Origin of the sequence: Nocardiopsis sp. NPDC049922 (assembly GCF_040660275.1) — a bacterium.
Classification (GTDB): Bacteria; Actinomycetota; Actinomycetes; order Streptosporangiales; family Streptosporangiaceae; genus Nocardiopsis.
Genome location: NZ_JBFAME010000001.1, coordinates 330,972 through 352,729, shown reverse-complemented (window position 1 = coordinate 352,729; position 21,758 = coordinate 330,972). Strand labels below are relative to the sequence as shown.

Sequence of the window (21,758 nt, the reverse complement as noted above, 5' to 3'; positions counted from 1 at the left end):
GATCCTAGAGGCTGACCCGCTTGGCGGCGAGCCGTTCCGCGTTCGGCCAGCGCACCTTGGTCGCCCAGCCGAACCGCTCGAAGATCCAGATGATCCGGGCGGAGATGTCGATCTGCCCCTTGAGGACGCCGTGGCGGGCGCACGTGGGGTCGGCGTGGTGCAGGTTGTGCCAGGACTCGCCGAAGGACGGGATGGCCAGCCACCACACGTTGCGGGAGCGGTCGCGGACCTCGAAGTTCTCCTCGCCGATGGTGTGGCAGATGGAGTTGATCGACCAGGTGACGTGGTGCAGCAGGGCGACGCGCACCAGGCTCGCCCAGAAGAACGCGGTGACCGCGCCCCACCAGGACATGGTGACCAGACCGCCGATGACGGCCGGGGCGGCCAGCGAGAAGAGGACGATCGGGACGAAGAGCCGGTCGACGAGGACGACGTCCCTGTCCTTGAGCAGGTCGGGGGTGAAGCGGCGGGGCGAGGTCTTCTTCTCGTCCAGGTACATCCACGCCATGTGCGCGTAGTACAGGCCCTTGGCCACGGACCTCCAGTCGTCGCCGAAGCGCCACGGGGAGTGCGGGTCGCCCTCGGCGTCCGCGTACTTGTGGTGGCGGCGGTGGTCGGCCACCCACTTGATGACGCTGCCCTCGATGGCGAGGCTGCCCGCGACCGCCAGCGCGATCCGCAGGGGGCGGTTGGCCCGGAACGAACCGTGCGTGAAGTGGCGGTGGAAACCGACCGTGATCCCCAGTCCGCTGACCAGGTAGAAGACCGCGGCGATGGCGACGTCGACGAGGGTCAGCCCCCAGCCCCAGAAGAACGGCACCGCCGCCAGCAGGGCGATCAGCGGGATGAACACGAAGGCGAACACGGTGTAGCGCTCGGCCTTGCCGCGCGGCTCCGGTTCGATCTCCGGGATCGCCTCGCGTTTGGCGGTCGTGCTGATGGGCGCCTCGGGGGCTGCGGTCATGTCTGCACACCTCGTCACGGGAGTGTCGTCGAGGTCAGGACGGCGTCCGCAGGGTGCGGGGCACCCGTGTCGACGGCCCAACCTATTCCTACGTAACCGTAACCTACGAACCCGTAGGTTTGGCAAGCCCCCCGAGAATGGCGCTATGTTGGTGCCGAGCGTCTGGGTGTGCCGCGATCACGCCCGGTGCGTTCCCGGATGATGTAATCGGCAGCATGTGGGGTTTTGGTCCCCATCGTCCAGGTTCGAGCCCTGGTCCGGGAGCAGTCGATCCCCGCGCCCCCGCCCGCCTCCGCGACGGCGGCGTGCGGTCCCGAACGCGCATCGCGGCGCGTCTCACACCTTCCCCCGGTCGCCCGTCGTCGGCGGCGTCCCCGTGCCGAGCGCGCAGCTCCTCCGTGCCACACCCCAGCGAAGCGGCCGTGACGCGCATGTATCCTTCCCATGTCGGCCGCTGGATCATCCGACGGCCGCCCGTGCGGCTCGCGGGCCGGGCCGCCGAGGGGTGAGCCGACAGTTCAACCACCAGCTATTCACGAGGGGTCTCCTTCAGTGAGCGTGAACCGCCCGGCTGCCGTCATCGTCCTCGCGGCGGGCGAGGGCACCCGAATGAAGTCCAAACTTCCCAAGGTTCTGCACGAGATCAACGGCCGCAGCATGCTCGGACACGTGCTCGCCGCCGCCCGCGAACTCACCCCCGAGCACACCGTGGTCGTCGTCGGCCACGCCCGTGAGCGGGTCGCCGAACACCTGGGACAGGCCGCCCCGGAGGCGACCACCGCCGTCCAGGAGGAGCAGAACGGCACCGGTCACGCGGTCCGGATGGCGATCGAGGACCTCGCGCGCAGAAGCGTCACCCTCACCGGGACGGTCGTCCTCACCTGCGGAGACACCCCGCTGCTGCGCGGATCGACGCTCGCCGAGCTCGTCGCCGTGCACGAGAAGGAGGGCAACGCCGTCACCGCCCTCTCCGCGCGCGTCCCCGACCCCGCGGGGTACGGGCGCATCGTCCGCGACGCCGACGGCGCGTTCACCGGCATCGTCGAGCACGCCGACGCGACCCCGGACCAGCGCGCGATCGACGAGATCAACTCCGGCATGTACGCCTTCGACGGCGCCCTGCTGTCCGCCGTCGTCCAGCGTCTGTCCACCGACAACGCCAAGGGCGAGGAGTACATCACCGACGCCGTCGCCCTGCTGCGCGGGGACGGGCGCCGGGTCGGCGCCTGGACCGCCGAGGACTGGCACGAGGTCCAGGGCGTCAACGACCGGGTCCAGCTCTCCGAGGCGCGCCGCATCCTCAACCGGCGCCTCGTCGAGGAGCACATGCGCTCCGGCGTGACGGTCGTCGACCCCCCCACCACCTGGCTCGACGTCCAGGTCCGGATCGGCCGCGACGCGGTGCTGGAGCCGAACACCCGGCTGACCGGCGCCACCGTGGTCGGCGAGGACGCCGTCGTCGGCCCGGGCGCCACGCTGCGGGACACGGTCGTCGGCGAGGGCGCGCACGTCCGCGAGACCACCGCCGACCGGGCCGAGATCGGCTCCGGGGCCGACGTCGGCCCCTACACCTACCTCCGGCCGGGCACCCGCCTGGCCGAGCGGACCAAGGTCGGCGCCTTCGTCGAGGTGAAGAACTCGACCGTCGGCGCCGGGTCCAAGGTCCCGCACCTGACCTACGTCGGGGACGCCGACATCGGCGAGGGCAGCAACATCGGCTGCTCGACGGTGTTCGTCAACTACGACGGGGTCAACAAGGCCCGGAGCACCATCGGCGACCACGTGCGCATCGGCAGCGACAACACCATCGTCGCGCCCGTGACCGTGGGAGACGGGGCCTACTCCGGGGCCGGGGCCGTGGTCCGGGACGATGTTCCGCCCGGCGCCCTGGCGGTCTCCGAGGGGCACCGCCAGCGCAACGTCGAGGGGTGGACCCAGCGCAAGCGCCCTGGCACCGCCTCCGCCGAGGCCGCGGAGCGAGCCGAGCGGCGCAGAGCAGACAATTCCGATAAGCAGTGACCGTGGGGGAGAAGTACGTGAGCGGGATGAAGGCCACCGGGCAGAAACAGTTGATGCTCTTCTCGGGGCGCACCCACCCCGAACTGGCCCAGGAGGTGGCGAAGGAGCTGGGGATCGACGTGGTCCCCACCCGGTTCGACACCTTCGCCAACAGTGAGATCTTCGTCCGCTACCTCGAGTCCGTCCGCGGCTGCGACGCGTTCGTCCTCCAGTGCCACTCGGCGCCGGTCAACGAGTCCATCATGGAGCAGCTGATCATGGTGGACGCGCTCAAGCGCGCGTCCGCCAAGCGGATCACCGTGGTGACGCCGTTCCTCGGGTACGCCCGCCAGGACAAGAAGCACCGGGGCCGCGAGCCCATCTCCGCGCGCCTGATGACGGACCTGTTCCGTACCGCGGGCGCCAACCGGATGATGGCGGTCGACCTGCACACGGACCAGATCCAGGGCTTCTTCGACGGCCCGGTGGACCACCTGTTCGCCCTGCCGATCCTGGCCGACTACGTGGCCGACCGGGTCGAGCACACCGAGATCACCGTGGTCTCCCCGGACGCGGGCCGCGTGCGCACCGCCGACCGTTGGGCCGACCGCCTCGGCGCGCCGCTGGCGATCATCCACAAGCGCCGCGACCCGGACGTCGCCAACCAGGTGCGCGTCCACGAGGTCGTCGGCCAGGTCGAGGGCCGCACGTGCGTGCTGGTCGACGACATGATCGACACCGGCGGCACGATCGTGAAGGCCTCCGAGGCCCTGTTCGAGAACGGCGCCGAGAAGGTCATCGTGGCGGCCACGCACGGCGTGCTGTCCGGCCCGGCGGCCGAGCGCCTGCAGAACTCGCGGATCTCCGAGGTCATCATCACCAACTCGCTGCCGGTGCCGGAGGAGCGCTCCTTCGACAAGCTCACGCAGCTCTCGATCGCTCCGCTGGTCGCCCGCGCGATCAGCGAGGTGTTCACCGACGGCTCGGTGACCAGCCTCTTCGAGTAGCGGCGGGTCTACTCGCTCACCCGACCACACCGCTGGCGGGCGCCCCGTGAATGGGGGGTGACCGCCAGCGGGCCGTGTACGGAGTCGTCGGTGAAGCCAGTAGACTTGACCGAGTGTCCCCGTGCCCAGCGGAGCCCCTTCGGCTGCGCCGGATCGCGCGGGCAGGGGTGCGCGACGAGTGTTCCCGGGCCGGGCGGGTCCGGTGGCGTCTCGCCGGGCACGCCTGGAACCACGGCGGCCGTGTCCCCACGTGGGTGACCCCGCCGCTTTCCCCGCCCAGTGCGGGAATCGTCGTACTACTGGAGTCGTGTTCCCCGTGCTGCGGGGTTGAACCCGAGGAGTTTTGTCGTGTCCGAGGTACGAATCGCTGCCGAGCCCCGCACGGAATTCGGCAAGGGCGCCGCTCGGCGCGCCCGCCGCGCGGGTAAGGTGCCGGCCGTCCTCTACGGCCACGGCACCGAGCCCCGCCACCTCAACCTGCCGGGGCACGAGCTCATGCTCGCCCTGAAGACCCCCAACGTCCTCATTCGCCTCGACGGGCTCGACAAGGACAACCTCGCTCTGCCCAAGAGCGTCCAGCGCGACGCCATCAAGGGCTTCCTGGAGCACGTCGACCTGCTGGTCGTCGCCAAGGGCGAGAAGGTCCAGGTCGACATCCACGTCGAGCTGACCGGTGAGGTCAAGGCCCCGGGCGTGCTCAACCAGGAGCTCGTCGAGGTGACGGTCGAGGCCGAGGCCACCCACATCCCCGAGGGCGTGACCTTCGACGTGGACGGCCTGGAGATCGGCACCACCCCGACCGCCGGTGACCTGAAGCTGCCCGCGGGCACCACGCTGGTCACGGACCCCGAGGCGATCCTGCTCACCGTCTCCGCTCCGCGGGTCGAGGAGGAGGCGCCCGTCGCCGAGGCCGCCGAGCCCGCCGCCGAGGAGCCCGCCGCCGAGTAGGGCGGTCCCCCCCCGCACAGTCATCGCACCGAACGCGCGGTTCCCGACGGGGGGCCGCGCGTTCGGCGTGCGGATAGGGTCGTGCAGCATGGACCTGTGGCGCATGCTGGGAATCAGGAAGAACGAGGACATGGCTGAGGCTGAGCGCTGGCTGGTCGTCGGGCTGGGCAACCCCGGCCCCAAGTACGCCGCGAACCGGCACAACGCCGGGTTCATGGTGGTGGACGCGTTGGCGTCGGCCAACGACGAGCGCTGGAAGGCGCACAAGGCGCACGCCGAGGTCGTGGAGACCCGGATCGAGGGCGCCTCGGTGGTGCTGGCCAAGCCGCGGTCCTTCATGAACGTCTCCGGCGGCCCGGTCGCGGGGCTGGCGAAGTTCTACAAGGTGCCGGTCGAGCGCGTCATCGTGGTCCACGACGAGCTGGACATCGACTTCTCCGCGCTCAAGCTCAAGCGCGGCGGCGGGTCCGGCGGCCACAACGGGCTCAAGTCGGTGACCGGCTCCCTGTCCAGCCCCGACTACGTGCGGGTCCGCTTCGGCGTGGGCCGCCCGCCCGGCCGGATGGACGCCGCCGCCTACGTGCTGCGCGACTTCTCCTCCACCGAGCGCGGGGAGCTCGACCTCAACGTGGAGCGCGCCGCCGACGCCGTCCGCACGATCATCAAGGACGGCCTGGAGCGGGCGCAGAACATCTTCCACACCGCGGTGTGACGCCTTCGGCGCGGTGCTGTCCCAGGTCGCCCGACCAGCACCGCCACGCGGCCGCGGCGCCCTGACCGGGTCGCCTCTCGCTGGACGGGTCGTCACCACGTGGTTTCGGCCAGCTGAAGAAGTTTCGGTCTCGACATAGACACGTTCTTGGGACGACCTGATCCAGCTTCCCCAACAAGCCGACACGAGACGCGACTTCTCCACTACTTTTGGTTACTGTTCGGGTCGTCAGTCGTTGATGTCCGACCACACCCCACCCCGCCCCATCGGGCTTCGTGGTGCCAGGTGTGATTACTCAGTGTGAGGATTCAGGAACACGTCGTACCCTTGGGGGGAAGTGTGGTCACAACCAGCGGAGTGCGGACCGCTCAGGACCAACGCGTGCGGCCGGTCGGCGCGCAGGAGTGCGTCACCGAGTCCCGCCGTGGGTCGTGGACGCGGCCGTACGTGGCCGGGCTCGTCGCCCTCGACCTGCTCGCCGCCGCCGTCGCGGCGTTCGGCGGAACGCTCGTCCGGTTCCACGACGCCCTCGGGACCGCCGAGGCGGCCCCCTATCTGCACCTCTCGCTGCTGCTCCCGGTGGTGTGGGTCGCCTTCGTGTGGCTGGGCGGTGGGTACGAGCGGCGGTTCCTGGGGGTCGGCACCGAGGAGTACCGCCGGGTGGCCGTGGCGGGGGTCTTCCTGACCGCCTCGGTCGCCATCGGGGCCTACGCCGTCGCCTTCGACCTCTCCCGCGGCTACGCGCTCGCCGTGCCCCCGCTCATCGTCACCACGACCCTGGCGCTGCACTACGCCCGGCGCAAGGCCCTGCACCGGCGCCGCCGCTCCGGGAAGTGCATGAGCGGCGTCGTCGTGGTCGGCTACCGCTGCGCCGCCCGGGACCTCATCCGCCGCTTCCGTGGGGAGATCTACCACGGCATGCGGGTCGTCGGCGTGTGCCTGCCGGCCGGTGAGACCGCCCCGGACGGTCGCGGGGAGGGCGCCGTCGAGGGCTGCCCGGTGCTGGGCGACTTCACCGAGGTGGCTCAGGCCGCCTCCCTGGTCGGCGCCGACACCGTGGCGGTGCTCGCCTGCCCGGAGATGGACGGCGTCGAGCTGCGACGGCTGGCGTGGGAGCTGGAGAAGACCGGGACCGACCTCATCGTCGCCTCCGCGCTCATGGAGGTCGCCGGTCCGCGCACCTCCATCCGCCCCGTGGCCGGGCTGCCCCTCCTGCACGTGGAGCACCCCGAACTCGCGGGCGGGCGCCGCCTGCTCAAGGGCGTCTTCGACCGGTGCGCCGCGGCCCTCGCCCTGGCCCTGCTGTCCCCGTTGTTCCTGGTGCTGACGGTGCTCATCCGCGCCAAGGGCGCCGGGCCCGCCCTGTTCACCCAGACCCGCGTCGGCAGGGGTGGGGCCGAGTTCACCGTGTACAAGTTTCGTACCATGGTCGTCGGGGCCGACACGCTGAAGGAGATGCTCAGGCCCCGCAACGAGCACGACGGGGTGCTGTTCAAGATGCGTCGCGACCCCAGGGTGACGTCCGTGGGGGCATGGCTGCGCCGGTACTCGCTCGACGAGCTACCCCAGCTCGTCAACGTGGTCCGGGGGGAGATGTCGCTTGTCGGTCCCAGGCCGCCGCTGCCGGAGGAGGTCGCCCAGTACGGGCACGACGTCCGCCGCCGGCTCGTGGTCAAACCGGGGATGACGGGCCTGTGGCAGGTCAGCGGCCGGTCCGACCTCTCCTGGGAGGAGTCGGTCCGACTGGACCTGAGGTACGTGGAAAACTGGTCGCTGACGTTGGACATCCAGATCCTGTGGAAGACGTGGTCAGCGGTGATCCGTGGGGCGGGAGCTTACTAGCCGGTGAAGAGCATCAGAAACGATCATGAGGTGGCCAGGGACCTGGCGACCGAGGCGGGTCAGCTGCTGCTGCGCCTGCGCGCCAGGCACGGGTTCGCCGAGCCCGAGGTGCTGCGCACCCTGGGGGACAGGACCTCCCACGAGTTCCTCTTCTCCGCCCTCGGCCGACTGCGCCCCAGCGACGCCGTGCTCTCCGAGGAGGGCGCCGACGACCTGTCGCGGCTGCGGGCGCGGCGCGTGTGGATCATCGACCCCCTCGACGGCACCCGGGAGTTCGCCGAGGCGGGCCGCACCGACTGGGCCGTGCACGTGGCGCTGTGGGAGAACGGCGACCTCGTCGCGGGCGCGGTCTCCCTCCCCGCGCAGGGCACCACCGTCTCCACGGTCGACCCGCCGTGGCTCCCGGACGAGCGCCCCGGCGACCAGCGCCTGCGCATCACCGCGAGCCGGACGCGGCCGCCCGCGTTCGTGCAGCGGATGGCCAACCAGCTCGGCGCGGAGGTCATCCCCATGGGCTCGGCGGGGGCGAAGATCTGCGCGGTGATGCTCGGGCTCGCCGACATCTACGTGCACGCCGGCGGCCAGTACGAGTGGGACAGCGCCGCGCCCGTCGCGGTCGCGCGCGCCGCAGGACTGCACACCTCACGGATCGACGGGTCGCCTCTGCGCTACAACGTGGCCGACCCGCTACTCCCCGATGTCCTTGTATGTCGATCGGAATTGTCGGGTATGTTGTTGGCAAGCATCCGCGACGGTGCGGACCTGGACAGCGCGGGGCCGCACGCGGGGGGCTGACCGAAGGGGCCCTCCGCCGTCGGCCGTGTCGGTATCACAAAGGCGGATTCATGGGTCAGTCCAGTCAGCAGGCGCCCGGGCGCTACCAGCTCTCCCAGCTCGACGTGCTCGAGGCCGAGGCGATCTTCATCATGCGCGAGGTGGCCGCGGAGTTCGAGCGGCCCGTGCTGCTCTTCTCCGGGGGCAAGGACTCCATCGTCATGCTCCGTCTCGCGGAGAAGGCCTTCTGGCCCGGCGCCATCCCCTTCCCCGTGATGCACGTGGACACCGGCCACAACTTCGACGAGGTGATCGAGTTCCGCGACCGCCGCGTCGCCGAGGCGGGCGTCCGCCTGGTCGTCGCCTCGGTCCAGGAGCAGATCGACGCGGGCAAGGTCAGCGAGCCGACCGGGCGCTGGGCCAGCCGCAACCGACTCCAGACCGCCGCGCTGCTGGAGGCCATCGAGGACAACGGCTTCGACGCGGCCTTCGGCGGCGCCCGCCGCGACGAGGAGAAGGCCCGGGCCAAGGAGCGGGTCTTCTCCTTCCGCGACGAGTTCGGCCAGTGGGACCCCAAGAACCAGCGCCCCGAGCTGTGGAGCGTGTTCAACACCCGCATCGACCGCGGCGAGCACATCCGCGTGTTCCCGATCTCCAACTGGACCGAGTTGGACGTGTGGAGCTACATCAAGCGCGAGCGGCTGGAGCTGCCCTCCATCTACTTCGCGCACGAGCGCCGGGTCTTCGAGCGTGACGGCATCCTCCTGGCCGACTCGCCCATCATCCAGCGCGACGAGACCGAGAACGTCTTCACCGAGACCGTGCGCTACCGCACCGTCGGCGACCTGACCTGCACCGGAGCGGTCAAGTCCACGGCGGTGGAGCTGGACGACATCATCGCCGAGATCGCCGCGACCCGGGTCACCGAGCGCGGACAGACCCGGGCGGACGACCGTGCCAGCGAGGCGGCCATGGAGGACCGCAAGCGCGAGGGCTACTTCTAGCCACCGGCCCCAGCTCCCACCACTTCGACCCTGGACCAGGCAAGCATGAGCAAAGACATCCTGCGGTTCGCCACGGCGGGCTCCGTCGACGACGGTAAGAGCACCCTGATCGGCCGACTGCTGTACGACTCCAAGTCGATCTTCGAGGACCAGCTCGACGCGGTCGAGCGCACCAGCGCCGCGCGCGGCGAGGAGCAGACCAACCTGGCGCTGCTCACCGACGGCCTGCGCGCCGAGCGGGAGCAGGGCATCACCATCGACGTGGCCTACCGCTACTTCGCCACGCCCAGGCGCACCTTCATCATCGCGGACACCCCGGGCCACATCCAGTACACCCGGAACATGGTCACCGGCGCCTCCACCGCCGACCTGGCGATCATCCTCGTGGACGCGCGCAAGGGCCTGCAGGAGCAGAGCCGCCGCCACGCCTTCCTCACCTCCCTGCTCCAGGTCCCGCACCTGGTGCTGGCGGTCAACAAGATGGACCTGGTGGACTACTCCCAGGAGCGCTTCGAGCAGATCAAGTCGGAGTTCGCCGACTTCGCCAGCAAGCTCGACGTGTGCGACCTCACCTTCATCCCCCTGTCGGCCCTGCACGGCGACAACGTGGTGAGCCGCTCGGAGAACATGCCGTGGTACAGCGGTCCCTCCCTGCTGCACCACCTGGAGAACGTGCACATCGCCTCGGACCGCAACCTCATCGACGCGCGCTTCCCCGTGCAGTACGTCATCCGGCCGCACAAGTCGGACGACCCCGAGCTGCACGACTACCGCGGCTACGCGGGCCAGCTCGCGGGCGGCGTGCTCAAGCCGGGTGACGAGGTGACCCACCTGCCCTCCGGGCTGAGCTCGCGGATCTCGCGGATCATGACCGCCGACGGCGAGGTGGCCGAGGCGTACTCGCCCATGTCGGTCACCCTCCTGCTGGAGGACGAGATCGACATCTCGCGGGGCGACATGATCTGCCGGCCCAACAACGCGCCGAAGGCGTCCCAGGACATCGAGGCGATGGTGTGCTGGATGACGGACGCGCGCAAGCTCACGCCGCGCTCCAAGCTCATCGTCAAGCACACGACGCGCACGGCGAAGGTGATGGTGAAGGACCTGCGCTACCGGCTCGACGTGAACACGCTGCACCGGGACGAGGACGCCGACCACCTGGCGCTGAACGAGATCGGCCGGGTGCGGCTGCGCTCCACGCAGCCGCTGTTCGTGGACGAGTACGCCAAGAACCGCCAGACGGGCGGGTTCATCCTCATCGACGAGGCCACCAACGCCACCGTCGGCGCGGGCATGGTCGTCAAGGCGGACTAGACGCACCCCGTCCCTCCGGACGGTCTCGGTCAGGGGCCCGTCGCTCACGCGGCGGGCCCCTCGTCGTGTGCGCCCCCAGTTCCGGGCGGCGCCCCTCCATGTGTCCCGCGATCCGCGCCCACGGGGCCCAATTCTCACTCAAGGCGTCCGGTCGGACACGGAATAAATGTGTCAGAAAAAGTGGTCCATATGACGGCGAATCTAATATGAAATCCTAGCTCGGTTCGTTCAAAAACATGCTCTCAGCATGGCGAAAGCCGAACTGGTATTGTCGCTCGCTGTCACGAAGTTCGCAGCCTACCACCGCTGTGGCCTGGTGTCTTCTGATTTTCCATGGGTGGAAGCAATGGAGTACCCGGCGTTGTCGCTCGGTTACGATATCCACTCCAGCTTCGTGATCTTTTTGTTATGTAAACATCCTTTCCAGTTCGGGATCTGGCGCTAGAGTTCCATTTCACGGATGCCGGTCCGAGGAATCTCCGGCAGCCGATAATCCTTTGTGTCCCCCCATATTTCGGAGGAATCGTGTCGAACACCGTCGATGAGACCACCGAACTCGACCTGGACGTCCAGGACGCCTCCAACGGCGACTGGGACGCCCTGGTCAGTGACATCCTGCGCAACGCGGGCGACCTGACCCCGGCCGACCCGGAGACCACGATCATGGCCGGCTGCAGCGGCTGCGGCCTCAACACCAGCTGCCACTGCGGCGCCGGATGCTGCGCCGCCACCGGTGGCGGCTGCTGCATGTGCTGATCCACGACCGGTCCCGGCGGGCCGGGCCGCGTGCCCGGCCCGCCTTCCCACCACCGAGAGCGGTGCCATGAACCAGACCCCCCTCTCCGGCCTCGTCGACCCGCTCGGGGTCGTCTCCGAGGTGCGCTCCATGCTCACCGGCCGCGGTCTCGAACGCCTCCACCTGTCCGTGGCGCTGGGCGGCGATCTGCACAACCACAACCACGGGCGCTCCGCGAACGAGGGCCTGAACGGGACCGGCCGCGTGTTCGACGACGAGCGGCACGCCCGTACCGTCGCCGTCGCCGAGGCCGCCGAACGCTACGCCGGCGCCCACCCCGCGGCTGAGACCACAACCGCCACGGCGGCCCGCCTGGAGGGGCCCGTCATGGACACCGACCGCATCCCCCGCTGCTCCGAGGCCGAGTACGCGCGGCCGGACTGCCCGTTCACCCCCTTCGACCCCGACGCCGAGATCCGCTGGGTCCGCGGCACGGACCTGATCACCGGCGAGCCGACCTGGCTCCCCGCGGTCATGGCCTGCTACGGGCTGCACCCGCTGCCCCAGGAGCGCTTCGCCTACCGCATCTCGACCGGCCACGCCGTCCACACCGACCCCGCGCGGGCCGTCCTGGGCGGGCTCATGGAGGTCGTCGAGCGTGATGCCATCGCCCTGACCTGGCTACAGCGCCTGCCCCTGCGCCCCGCGGCCCCGGAGGTCCTCGGTGAGCGGGCGAGGCACCTGCTCGACCACGGCCGCCGCCGGTTCCTGGAGACCCACGTCTTCGACGCCACCACCGACACCGGGATCCCCACCGCCTACGTGCTCCAGCGGTCCCCGTACGACGCGTCCGCCGCCAACCTGGTCGGCGCCGGGACCGGGACCGACCTGGCCGAGGCCGTCGAGGGAGCCCTCGGCGAAGCCTTCACGTTCCGGCACCTCTACCACGACGACGAGGACGCCAAGTCCGACTTCGGCTCGTTCACCGGGGTCATGGACGGCGCCCGCTACATGGCCCACCCCGACCGCGCCCACGCGTTCTCCTTCCTCACCGACGGGCTCGCCGACCGCACCCCGTCGACGGGACCGACGCCCCTCCCACGCGAACCGCGCGCCGCCCTGGCCCGCGCCCTCGAACGGCTCGACGCGCTGGGCGCCCAGGTCCTGTGCGTGGACCGCACCACCAAGGAGCTGCGCGCCGCGGGGCTCACCGCGGTCGCCGTGGTCATCCCCGAACTCCAACCCATGTCCCTGCAGCCGCTGGGCCAGTTCCGCGGCCACCCGCGACTCATGCAGGCCCCGCCCCGCATGGGCTTTCCCGCCTACCCCGAGGAGGAACAGAACCCGTGGCCGCAGCCCTTCGCCTGACGGACACCGCCGTCGCCGCGGTCGGCGACTTCGGTCGCGCCGTCCAGCGCCGCCTCGTCGACGCCGGCGCCGTTCCCGTCGACCCCGAACACGTCGAACACGTCGAGCCGCGCCCCACCGTCCTGGTGACCTGGCGGCCCGAACCCGAGCTCGGAGAGGCGTTCGACCGGATCTCCCGCGATCGCGGCACTCCGTGGCTCCCGGTCGCCGTCGACCACCCCCGACTCGTCGTCGGTCCCTGGCTCGACCCCTCGGACGGCCCCTGCCACCGCTGCTATCTGGGGCGTCGCTCCCAACACGACTCCCGCTCCGACGTGCGCGCCCGAGTGCTCGACGCCTACGCGAACGACGACACGCTCGGCGTCCTCGGGTACCTGCCCCACCACGTGCGCACGGCCGAGGCACTGGTCCGCCGTGAACTGGGCGCGCCCCGCGCGGGCCGCGTCGCCATGGTCGACCTGTTCGGCGCGCGGCCCGCGTTCGCCCGCGTCGCCGCCCGGCACGGGTGCGAGCGCTGCGGCGCGGACGACCGTTGGGGCGGCGCCCTCCCCCTGGCGGAGCTGGCGGCGCGGGTCCGACCCGGCCGCATCGCGGAGGTGGCGGCGCGATGACCCCGACGAACACGAAGGGCGCGACGACCGCGGCGGCCGGTCCGCTGCCCGCGCTCGCCGCCGGTCTGGTCGTCATCGAGGGCGACGACGACCTCCTCGTCGAGGGCGGGGCCGTCCGCCGCGTCTTCACCGGCCGGGCCGCCCGCGACCTGCTGCCCCGCCTGCTGCCGTTGCTCGACGGCTCGACCACCGCCGCGCGGGCGGCCGAGCTGCTGGGCGTCCCCGAGACGCACGTCGTCCAAGCCCTGGCCGCCGTGGACCGCGCCGGTCTGCTGAGCGGCGGTGTCCCCGACTCCCTTCCTCCCGGTGACCCGGCGGCGGCCTTCCTGTCCCGGGCCCTGCCCGTCACCGGACGGCGCGGGATCGGCGGACGGCGACCGGCCCTGGCCGCGGCCGTGGTCGCGGTGCACGCCGACGCTCCGCTGCGCGACCCCCTCGCCGCCGATCTGCGCGGGGCCGGTGTCGCGCGGGTCGTGGAGTCCGGCGGGGCCGAACCGCTGGCGGACGCGGACGGCCCCGATCTGGCCATCGTCCAGGACGACGGCGGCCCGCGCCTCGCCGACGCGTGCGCGGCCTACGGTGCCCGCGGTGTCCCGGTCCTCCGGATCGGCGGTGCGGGCGACCGCCCCCAGGTGGGTCCGCTGCTGCTCCCCGGGGTCACGGCCTGCCCCGCGTGCGTGCTCCGCGCGTCGGCCGACGCGCCCAGCGCACCGCTCTCCTCCGACGGGGCGCTGCTCGCCTGCGGCTTCGCCGCCGCGGAGGCGTTGGCACTGCTCACCGGGCACACTCCACCGCTCACCGGGCACCGTGTGCTGCGTCCGGGGTCGGAGGACGCCGTGGAGGACCGGCGCACGCTGGTGCCCGACGACGCGTGCGCGACCTGCGGCGTGGGCGGCGACACCGCCGAGGGCCTCCTTCTCGCGCGTCTGGAGTGGCTCGGCCGGGACGTGCCCTGGGCCGTGGCCCCGGTGCCCGACCGCGGCCCCCGGCGGCAGTTCGACCTGGTCACCTCGCCCCGGATCGCACTGTCCGAGGCGCCCCTGCCCCCCGGCCTGGCGGCGACCATCGCGGCCTGTGCCTCCGGGCACGCCGTCGACGCCTACGTCCTGGGCGCCCGGGCCCTGCCGCACCCGCTCTACCGGTACGACCCGGCCGACGAGGCGCTCATCGCCACGCGGGGGGATCTGGACGCGCCGATCCTGCCCGACGGTCTCCCACCCGGCCCCGACGCCGTGCTGGTCGTCGTCGCCGCTCCGGGACGCCTGACCCCCGACCACGGCGCCGGAGGGCTGCGCCGGGCCTACCTGCGCGCCGGTCGGGCGGTGGCCAGCACGGTCGCGGCGGCGGACGCCGCGGGTCTCTCCCTCACGGTGGCCCCCGGGGTCGACGCGCGCCTGCCCGGACTGCTGGAGCTGTACGAGACCCGTGAGCAGATCGCCGCGGTCATCGGCGTCCACGGGGAGAGACCATGACGACCGCTCGCCGGGACCGGGCCCCTGCCTCCGCCCGACCGCCGGTGGATCCCACGCGGGGCCACCGTACCCGTGCACCGGAACACCCGCCGGTGCACGGACCGATTCCCAACGAAAGGCGGCCGTGATGCCCTTCGTCACCGAACACCGGCTGTGGGCCGACGCGGCCGCGCTCGACGCCACCGCGGCCCCGGACGGACACCCGGCGAGCCCGCTGCGGGCCGCGACGGATCGGGCCGGCGGGGCGGAGCCCGCCGGTGCCGCCGTATCCGGGGCCGACACCCCGGCCGCGCCCCCCGAGGCGTGGTCGGCGGGGATCGCGGCGGCGCTGCGGACCGCCGCGCCGATCACCGAACTGGAGGTGTGCGCGCTGCTGCCCGCCTCGTCGGGCGGACCGGCGGTCCTCCACGCCTGGAACGGGACGGGACTGCTCCCGGCCGGCGCCGAGACGCCTCCGGCCGCCCTCCTCCCACAGTCCGGCGGCGGGACCGCCGTCCTGTTCGGCGGTCCCGCCACCGCCTCGGCCTCCTCCTTCCGGCTGCTGTGCACCGCCGCCGGAGCCGCCGCCGAGGAGTTGGCGCGGCGGATGCGCTCCACGGCGCCGGAGGTCACCGTCGACGAGCGGACCGGCCCCTGGCCCCTGGCGACGGCCGGCACCCCGGTCGTCCACCTGGTCGCGGTGACCGCGGGGGAGCCGTGATGGGCGACGACGTGCGGCTCTCCACCGCGATCATGGCCCACCCCAGTCGGCGCGACCGGGCCGAGGCCCTGGCCGCACGGCACCCGGAGCTGGCCGCCCGGGTCGTCCTGGACCCCCGGCCGCAGGACGGCCCCTCCGCGCTGCGGACCGCGGCCGCCGCCTGGTCGGCCGCTCCCGAGGACGCGACCCACCACCTCGTCCTCCAGGACGACGCCGTTCCCTGTGCCGACTTCCTCCCCAAGGTGCTCGCGGGCGTTCGCGCCCTCCCCGAGGCGTCCCTGTCCCTGTTCGCCGAGTGGACGTCGATGACGGCGCACAACCTGCGCCTGGCCGCGATGGCCGGAGCGGTGTGGGCCGAAGCCGTGGACGAGTACGTCCCCTGCGTCGCCCTGGTCCTGCCCGCCGCCCTCGGCCGGGAGTTCGGCGAGGCGGCACGGAGCCGTCTCCACACGTGGCCGGCGCAGGACGACGTGTCGCTGTCGCACTTCCTCTACGAGCGGGGTGTGACCCGGCTCTGCCGTATCCCCACACTCGTGGAACACGACGGCCCCGCCAGTCTGACCGGGAACGACGTCCAAGGCCCACGGCACTCGGTCTGCTTCGCCGACGACGTCCCCGACGGCCCGGACGGTGAGACGGTGCTGATGTCGGGCGGGCTCCCGTTCTTCTCGCACTTCCTGTTGACCGAAGCCCCCTCGCGGCCGTTCTACGCGGTCCGGCGACCCTACTCCGCGCACGGCGGCATCCCCTGGGACATCTCCCCGGCGGAGCAGTGGATCCAGACCCGGGGGCTGAGCCCGGCGCAGGTCGACGCGATGGCGCGCGTCCACGTCGCCGAGTGGCGGCGCCGCTGGTCCGACGTCGGCGGCGAGGTACTCGACCGACTCTGGCTGACGCCCTTCACCGCGGGGATCACGCTTCTCGGCCCCAACGCGTGGAAGTTCACCCCCGACGGCCGGGCACTGCCCGACCCGTTCCCCCTCCGCGACCCCTTCGACCTGGAGGCTCTCCTGGCCGCCCCGATCGTCCGGCGCGCCTTCGCCACCCTGCCCCAGGCCGCGCTGCACCCCTACGCCGACCGTGCGGAGCTGGAGCGGCTGCGCGAGCCCCTGACCGAACTGATGCTCGACGCCGTACGCGTCGGACACCGCCACGCACGAGAGGCCGCTCCCGCATGATCGCCCTGCGCACGGCCTCCGACGCGGACGTCGATCCCTCCGGCGGCGCCCACGGCGGCGTGCTCGTCTCCCGTCCGGGGACGGGACGGGCCGTCGTCCCCGACCCCGACGGAGCGGTCGCCGCCCTCCTGCGCCTGCTGCGGACACCCGTCGCCTGGGAACCCCTCATCGAGAAGGCCGCCGAGCTCGCCCCCGACGCCGACCCGGGCGGCCTCGCGGCGCGGGTCGCGCGCCTCCTCGGCGTCGGACTCGTCGTCGCGGTCTGCGTCGCCGACGACGGGGCGGAGGCGGCCGAGGCCCGACTCACCTCCCGACTCGGGCACTACCGGCCCGGCTCCGAGCCGCTGCCCGGGGCGCGCCTGCGCCTGTCCCGTTTCGCGGCCGTGCGCCGCGACGGGGACACGGCCGTCCTCGAATCGCCCGCCGCCGCATGCCAGGTGATCCTCAACCGTCCAGCCCTCGCCGCGCTCCCCGCGGCACTCGCCGTCCCGCGCACCCCCGCCGAGGCACTGGCGCACTGCCCCGACCCCGCCGCTGCAGACCTCCTCCAGCTGCTCGTCGACCTCGGACTCGCCGCGGAGACCGACGCGGCCGGCGGGCTCCCCGAGGACGAGGCCCCGGGCCACGCTGGGCGCACCTTCCGCGACCTGTGGGCGCACGGGGGCCGCGCCGGAATCGCGATGTCCCCGCCGAGGGCAGGCGGGCCGTCGACCGCGTTCCCCCCGCCACCCGCCCTCACTCCCGCGGACGGGCCCGTGCGGCCGCTGCCCCGTCCCGACATGGCGCGGCTGCGCCGGACCGATCCTCCGCTCGCCGAGGTCATGGAGCGCCGGCGCTCAGTACGGACCTTCGGCGACCCCCCGGTGACAGCCGCCCAGGTCGGCGAGGTGCTGTACCGCGTCGGCAGGATCACCACGCGGCTCGCGGCCGACCCGGACACCCCCGGCTCCTACGACCGCGCCCTGCGCCCCGTCCCCGGCGCGGGCGCCCTGCACGAGCTGGAGTACTACGTGGCGGCGCGCCGCTGCACGGGTCTGAGCCCCGGCGTCTACCGCTACGACCCCGCCGACCACGCGCTGGTCACCGTCGCCCGCGACCCGAGCGCCCTGGTCCCCCTCGTCGACCATGCCTACCGGGCCCTGGGCTCCTCCGACGTCCCACAGGTGCTGATCACCCTCGCGGCCCGCTTCCAGCGGCTGAGCTGGAAGTACGGGGAGATCGCCCACACGCTCGCGCTCAAGGACACCGGGGTGGTCATCCAGTCGGTCTACCTGTGCGCCGAGGCCGCCGGCCTCGCGGCCTGCGCCATCGGTCCGGCCGACACCGCCGCCTTCGCCGAGGCGACCGGGTGCGACCCGCTCGACCAGGCGCCCGTCGGCGGGATCGTCCTCGGCTCCCGGCCCGCGCCATGAGGGGCGAGGCGGCGAGCCGCCCTGCGGGCGGCCCGACCGACGAGGCGAAGGGCGCCGCGCACCGCTCCGCCGACGGAGCCCTGCCGCCGATCGGTTTCTCCCGGCTGCTGCTCGTGGGCAGCGGCTCCATGCACGCCGCCTACCTTCCGGGGGAACTCACCTGGCTGCGCACCGCCTTCCCCGACCTGGCGGTCCAGGTGGTGCTGACCCGGTCGGCCCACCGCTTCGTCACTCCCACGGCTCTCGGGATGATCACCGGACGCGACGTCATCCCCGACACCTGGCCCGACGAGCCCGTCTCCGAGGCGGTCCACGTGCGCCTGACCGAGTGGGCCGACGCCGCCGTGGTCTTTCCCGCCAGCCTCAACTTCCTGGCCCGGCTGGCGCTCGGACTCGCCGACAGCCCCGCCCTGCTGGCGTTGCAGTGCACCCGCGCGCCCATCGTGGTGGCGCCCTCGGTCCCGTCGGGAGGCTGGAACACCCCGGTCTCCGAGCGGCACACCGACGCCCTCGCGCGACGGGGCAACGTCGCCGTCGTGCCGCCGGTCCCCGTCCGGAGTTGGACGACCGGGCGCGACGACGGCCACGGCGCGGCCCCGCTGGCCGCGGTCGTGGGCACCCTCGAACTCCTCCGGCGTCGGACGACCAGCGCCGACCCCGACCCCGAGCCCCATGATGAGAGGAGCCGCTGATGCCCCGCATGCTCATGCTCGCCCGCGGACACGGCTTCGGTCACGCCGCGCGCGACCTGCGCGTCATCGAGGCGATCCGGGCCGAGCGGCCCGACGTCGACATCGAGGTCCTGGCCTCCGGAAGCGCCGCCCGCTACCTGGAGATGTACGGCGAGCCGTTCACCGATCTGGGCATCGGCGACCACGAGGACATGTCCCCGGCCGCCGGCAAGCGGATCTGGGAGGTGATGGGCCGCCTCGACCCGCCCGACCTGGTCGTCGCCGACGAGGTCGTGTGGGCGCTGCCGTTCTGCGTGCGCGAGTGGCGGCGCCGCGCGATCCTCATGACCGACTGGTTCTTCTCGGAGTTCGGCCAACCCCGAAGCGACGCGTTCCTCGACTACGCGGGCGAGATCCTGCTCCTGGACTTCTCCGTCGCCCACCCCGGCCCGTTCGGCACCTCCACGCCGATCCGCCGCTTCGGCCAGGTCGTCGCCGACTTCGACACCGACCGGGGGGCCTCGCGCACGAGTCTGGGGCTGGATCCCGACACCCCGGCCGCGGTCCTGACCGTCGGCGGGCTCGGCAACCGCCTCGACAACCAGCTCATCTCCGACGCGGTCCTCACCACCTGGCTGGAGCACGCCCCGCCCGGCCACCGCCTGTACGTCCTCGGCGAGCCCTTCCGCGAAGTCCCCGACGACCGCGCCGACGACGTCGTGTGGGCCGGGTTCACCCCCGCACCCGAGCGGTACTACACCGCCGCCGACCTGGTCATCGCCAACGCCTACGGCACCGTCACGTGCGACCTGGTCTGGAACGGTGTGCCGGTGCTGGGCATGACCTCACCCGAGGTGGAGTTCGCCGCGTCCTTCACCACACGTGTCGAGGCGATGGCCGACGCCGGGCTCATCGCGCACGCGCGGCCCTCGGCGTCCTCTGAGGAGCTGTGGGAGCTCATGCGCGCCGGAATCGAACGCGGCCGGAACCCGGAGGTCCGCGGCGTGCGCGGCGGCGGGGACGACGCGGCCATGGCGGCCTTCGAATGGACGACCGGGGCGCGGGTCGCCGAGCACCTGCTGCGCCGCCTCGACCACATGGCGGCCAAAAGCGCGCCGACCCCCGCCCGGAAGTCGCAGGCCCGCCCGTGACCGGGGGAGACACGGCCGGGGGCGCCCCCGGCCTGCGGGCGCTGCTGTCCTACACCCGCGGTCAGCGCGGGACCCTGGTCACGGGCGGTGTCCTGTCACTCCTGGGCGGCGCGGTCTCGCTGGCCCAGCCCCTCCTCGCCGCCGCCGTCGTCGACGCCCTCCAGGCCGGCCGTTCGGCGTGGGGGCCGGTCCTGCGGTTGGCGGGCGTGCTGCTCGGCGGCGCGGTCGTCACGGCGTGCGGCTACTACCTGATCGACCGGGCCGGCCAGCACCTCGTGTTCGCGGTGCGGGGGCGCCTGATCGGGGCGTTCGTCCGCATGCGCGTTCCCGAGGCCGACCGGCTCAAACCCGGCGACCTGGTCACCAGGATGACGGCCGACACGACACTGCTGCGTACCGTCGCCACGGCGTCCGTCAGCAACGCCGTGACCCACGGGCTGTTGCTCGTCGTCGGGATGGCGCTGCTCGCCTGGATGGATCCGGTGCTGTTCTCCGTCACCGCCGCGGCGGTCACGGTCGTGGCGCTGGTGTTCCGGGTGGTGCTGCCCCGTGTCCGGCGGGCCTCCGACGCCTCCCAGGAGGCGCTGGGCGACCTGGGCGACGCCCTGGAGCGGATGTTCGGCGCGCTGCGCACGGTCAAGGCCAACTCGGCGGAGGAGGACGAACGCGCGCGTCTCGGCGACGCCAACCTCCGCTCGCGGAGGGCGGGGCTGGCGGAGGTCGCCTGGCAGTCGTCGACGACGGTCCTGACCTGGCTGCCGTTGAACACGTCCTACCTCGTGGTCCTCGGTCTGGGCGGGGCACGGGTCGCCACGGGGGAGATGGGCGTCGGCGACCTGATCGCCTACATCCTGCTGCTGTTCTACCTGCTCTCCCCGCTCCAGATGCTCACGGGCGCGCTGACGCAGATGCAGAGCGGCCTGGCGGCGCTGCGCCGCGTCGAGGAGAGCCTGACCGTCGGTCAGGAGGAGCCGGACCGGCGGGAAACCGCGGAGCGCGGCGCCGGGCGGACCGCCCCCGCCCCGGACACCGCGCCGCTCACGGTGGAGTTCGACGGGGTGGGCTTCTCCTACGGGCCCGACTCGCCCCCGGTGCACCGCGGTGTCTCGTTCCGCGCGGAGGGGCCGGGGCTCACCGCGGTCGTCGGCGTCTCCGGGGCCGGGAAGACCACGCTCTTCTCCCTCGTCGAGCGCTTCTACGACCCCGACGAGGGGCGCGTCCTCGTCGGAGGCACGGACGTCCGCGCCTGGCCGTTGGCCGACCTGCGCCGCGCGATCGGCTACGTCGAACAGGACGCCCCCGTGCTCGCTGGGACACTGCGCGAGAACCTGACGATGGCCGCGCCCGGCGCCTCCGACGCGCTGCTGGCCGAGGTGGTGCGCCTCGCGGAACTGTCCGGTCTCATCGCCCGGCTCCCCGAGGGGCTGGACACGCGGGTCGGCCACCGCGGTACGACACTCTCCGGGGGCGAACGGCAGCGCGTGGCCATCGCCCGCGCCCTGCTGCGCGCGCCGCGACTGCTGCTGCTCGACGAGGTGACCTCGCAGCTCGACGCCGCCAACGAGCGGGCGCTGCGCCAGGTGATCGAGGCCGCCGCCGCCCGTACCACCGTGCTGGTCGTCGCCCACCGGCTGTCGACGGTGGCCGCCGCCGACCGGATCGTCGTCATGGACGCGGGCCGGGTACGCGCCGTGGGAACGCATGAGGACCTGCTCCGGAACGACCCGGGTTACCGGGAGTTGGCGGCCTCGCAGATGCTGGCCGCCGACGGGGAGGGCTCCGAGGTTCCCGTCGAAGTCGGTGAACACCGTGAACAGAAATATTCACAATGATCACAATGTTTACGGGAGGGCAACGCGTGGGTCATCCTCGGACCATCAGTGCATGTGAGACCGG

The 21,758-nt window shown here is 72.5% G+C and carries 20 protein-coding genes; 19 read left to right on the top strand and 1 reads right to left on the bottom strand.

Features of this window, described 5'->3' with window-relative positions; genetic code table 11:
* Positions 1-4 precede the first annotated feature (4 nt).
* Complete coding sequence (locus AB0I72_RS01710; protein WP_358561569.1) at positions 5-964, bottom strand: fatty acid desaturase; 960 nt, start codon at positions 962-964, stop codon at positions 5-7.
* A 552-nt stretch (positions 965-1,516) separates the two neighbouring features.
* On the opposite strand from AB0I72_RS01710, the gene glmU reads away from it, so the two are divergent.
* The 19 genes from glmU to AB0I72_RS01615 all read left to right on the top strand — a co-directional run bounded on the left by glmU (position 1,517) and on the right by AB0I72_RS01615 (position 21,694).
* Positions 1,517-2,983, top strand: a complete 1,467-nt coding sequence (gene glmU / locus AB0I72_RS01705; protein WP_358561567.1) for a bifunctional UDP-N-acetylglucosamine diphosphorylase/glucosamine-1-phosphate N-acetyltransferase GlmU — start codon at positions 1,517-1,519, stop codon at positions 2,981-2,983.
* A gap of 17 nt (positions 2,984-3,000) precedes the next feature.
* The gene (locus AB0I72_RS01700) at positions 3,001-3,969 is read left to right on the top strand and encodes a ribose-phosphate diphosphokinase (RefSeq protein ID WP_358561564.1); all 969 of its coding nucleotides are present in this window, start codon (positions 3,001-3,003) and stop codon (positions 3,967-3,969) included.
* A gap of 348 nt (positions 3,970-4,317) precedes the next feature.
* Complete coding sequence (locus AB0I72_RS01695) at positions 4,318-4,917, top strand: 50S ribosomal protein L25/general stress protein Ctc (protein WP_358561561.1); 600 nt, start codon at positions 4,318-4,320, stop codon at positions 4,915-4,917.
* A gap of 88 nt (positions 4,918-5,005) precedes the next feature.
* On the top strand, positions 5,006-5,629 hold the full coding sequence (gene pth / locus AB0I72_RS01690) for an aminoacyl-tRNA hydrolase (protein WP_358561558.1): 624 nt from the start codon (positions 5,006-5,008) through the stop codon (positions 5,627-5,629).
* 381 nt (positions 5,630-6,010) lie between these two features.
* Positions 6,011-7,471 carry a sugar transferase gene (locus tag AB0I72_RS01685; protein WP_358562789.1) on the top strand — a complete coding sequence of 487 codons (1,461 nt, stop codon included), beginning with the start codon at positions 6,011-6,013 and terminating at the stop codon, positions 7,469-7,471.
* 3 nt (positions 7,472-7,474) lie between these two features.
* The gene (locus AB0I72_RS01680; RefSeq protein WP_358561555.1) at positions 7,475-8,266 is read left to right on the top strand and encodes a 3'(2'),5'-bisphosphate nucleotidase CysQ; all 792 of its coding nucleotides are present in this window, start codon (positions 7,475-7,477) and stop codon (positions 8,264-8,266) included.
* Positions 8,267-8,316: 50 nt separating this feature from the next.
* Positions 8,317-9,249 carry a sulfate adenylyltransferase subunit CysD gene (cysD, locus tag AB0I72_RS01675; RefSeq protein WP_358561552.1) on the top strand — a complete coding sequence of 311 codons (933 nt, stop codon included), beginning with the start codon at positions 8,317-8,319 and terminating at the stop codon, positions 9,247-9,249.
* Positions 9,250-9,294: 45 nt separating this feature from the next.
* Complete coding sequence (gene cysN / locus AB0I72_RS01670) at positions 9,295-10,563, top strand: sulfate adenylyltransferase subunit CysN (protein ID WP_358561550.1); 1,269 nt, start codon at positions 9,295-9,297, stop codon at positions 10,561-10,563.
* A gap of 247 nt (positions 10,564-10,810) precedes the next feature.
* Entirely contained in the window at positions 10,811-11,008 is a 198-nt protein-coding gene (locus AB0I72_RS01665) for a hypothetical protein (RefSeq protein ID WP_358561547.1), read from the top strand.
* 80 nt (positions 11,009-11,088) lie between these two features.
* On the top strand, positions 11,089-11,319 hold the full coding sequence (locus AB0I72_RS01660) for a hypothetical protein (RefSeq protein WP_358561544.1): 231 nt from the start codon (positions 11,089-11,091) through the stop codon (positions 11,317-11,319).
* Between the two features lie 67 nt (positions 11,320-11,386).
* Positions 11,387-12,667 carry a YcaO-like family protein gene (locus AB0I72_RS01655; protein ID WP_358561541.1) on the top strand — a complete coding sequence of 427 codons (1,281 nt, stop codon included), beginning with the start codon at positions 11,387-11,389 and terminating at the stop codon, positions 12,665-12,667.
* Positions 12,646-13,278: a TOMM precursor leader peptide-binding protein gene (locus AB0I72_RS01650; RefSeq protein ID WP_358561538.1), complete on the top strand. Its 633-nt coding sequence runs from the start codon at positions 12,646-12,648 to the stop codon at positions 13,276-13,278. Before AB0I72_RS01655 ends, AB0I72_RS01650 begins: the two co-directional genes overlap by 22 nt.
* Positions 13,275-14,750 carry a hypothetical protein gene (locus AB0I72_RS01645; protein ID WP_358561535.1) on the top strand — a complete coding sequence of 492 codons (1,476 nt, stop codon included), beginning with the start codon at positions 13,275-13,277 and terminating at the stop codon, positions 14,748-14,750. Before AB0I72_RS01650 ends, AB0I72_RS01645 begins: the two co-directional genes overlap by 4 nt.
* A 127-nt stretch (positions 14,751-14,877) precedes the next feature.
* Positions 14,878-15,450, top strand: coding sequence for a hypothetical protein (locus AB0I72_RS01640; RefSeq protein WP_358561532.1), 573 nt, complete (start codon positions 14,878-14,880; stop codon positions 15,448-15,450).
* Positions 15,450-16,628, top strand: a complete 1,179-nt coding sequence (locus AB0I72_RS01635) for a hypothetical protein (RefSeq protein WP_358561529.1) — start codon at positions 15,450-15,452, stop codon at positions 16,626-16,628. The genes AB0I72_RS01640 and AB0I72_RS01635 overlap by 1 nt, the downstream gene beginning before the upstream one ends.
* Entirely contained in the window at positions 16,625-18,040 is a 1,416-nt protein-coding gene (locus AB0I72_RS01630) for a SagB family peptide dehydrogenase (RefSeq protein ID WP_358561526.1), read from the top strand. Before AB0I72_RS01635 ends, AB0I72_RS01630 begins: the two co-directional genes overlap by 4 nt.
* The gene (locus tag AB0I72_RS01625) at positions 18,037-18,732 is read left to right on the top strand and encodes a flavoprotein (RefSeq protein ID WP_358561523.1); all 696 of its coding nucleotides are present in this window, start codon (positions 18,037-18,039) and stop codon (positions 18,730-18,732) included. The genes AB0I72_RS01630 and AB0I72_RS01625 overlap by 4 nt, the downstream gene beginning before the upstream one ends.
* The gene (locus tag AB0I72_RS01620; protein ID WP_358561520.1) at positions 18,732-19,862 is read left to right on the top strand and encodes a hypothetical protein; all 1,131 of its coding nucleotides are present in this window, start codon (positions 18,732-18,734) and stop codon (positions 19,860-19,862) included. Before AB0I72_RS01625 ends, AB0I72_RS01620 begins: the two co-directional genes overlap by 1 nt.
* Positions 19,859-21,694: an ABC transporter ATP-binding protein gene (locus AB0I72_RS01615; protein WP_358561517.1), complete on the top strand. Its 1,836-nt coding sequence runs from the start codon at positions 19,859-19,861 to the stop codon at positions 21,692-21,694. The genes AB0I72_RS01620 and AB0I72_RS01615 overlap by 4 nt, the downstream gene beginning before the upstream one ends.
* The last annotated feature ends 64 nt before the right edge of the window (positions 21,695-21,758 follow it).

What these genes read in the sequence shown, in the direction of transcription:
- cysD (WP_358561552.1), top strand. Translation starts at nt 8,317, where the DNA reads ATGGGTCAGTCCAGTCAGCAGGCGCCCGGGCGCTACCAGCTCTCCCAG.
- cysN (WP_358561550.1), top strand. Translation starts at nt 9,295, where the DNA reads ATGAGCAAAGACATCCTGCGGTTCGCCACGGCGGGCTCCGTCGACGAC.
- AB0I72_RS01645 (WP_358561535.1), top strand. Translation starts at nt 13,275, where the DNA reads ATGACCCCGACGAACACGAAGGGCGCGACGACCGCGGCGGCCGGTCCG.
- AB0I72_RS01710 (WP_358561569.1), bottom strand. Translation starts at nt 964, where the DNA reads ATGACCGCAGCCCCCGAGGCGCCCATCAGCACGACCGCCAAACGCGAG.
- AB0I72_RS01655 (WP_358561541.1), top strand. Translation starts at nt 11,387, where the DNA reads ATGAACCAGACCCCCCTCTCCGGCCTCGTCGACCCGCTCGGGGTCGTC.
- AB0I72_RS01635 (WP_358561529.1), top strand. Translation starts at nt 15,450, where the DNA reads ATGGGCGACGACGTGCGGCTCTCCACCGCGATCATGGCCCACCCCAGT.
- AB0I72_RS01640 (WP_358561532.1), top strand. Translation starts at nt 14,878, where the DNA reads ATGCCCTTCGTCACCGAACACCGGCTGTGGGCCGACGCGGCCGCGCTC.
- AB0I72_RS01665 (WP_358561547.1), top strand. Translation starts at nt 10,811, where the DNA reads ATGGCGAAAGCCGAACTGGTATTGTCGCTCGCTGTCACGAAGTTCGCA.
- AB0I72_RS01620 (WP_358561520.1), top strand. Translation starts at nt 18,732, where the DNA reads ATGCCCCGCATGCTCATGCTCGCCCGCGGACACGGCTTCGGTCACGCC.
- pth (WP_358561558.1), top strand. Translation starts at nt 5,006, where the DNA reads ATGGACCTGTGGCGCATGCTGGGAATCAGGAAGAACGAGGACATGGCT.
- AB0I72_RS01630 (WP_358561526.1), top strand. Translation starts at nt 16,625, where the DNA reads ATGATCGCCCTGCGCACGGCCTCCGACGCGGACGTCGATCCCTCCGGC.
- AB0I72_RS01625 (WP_358561523.1), top strand. Translation starts at nt 18,037, where the DNA reads ATGAGGGGCGAGGCGGCGAGCCGCCCTGCGGGCGGCCCGACCGACGAG.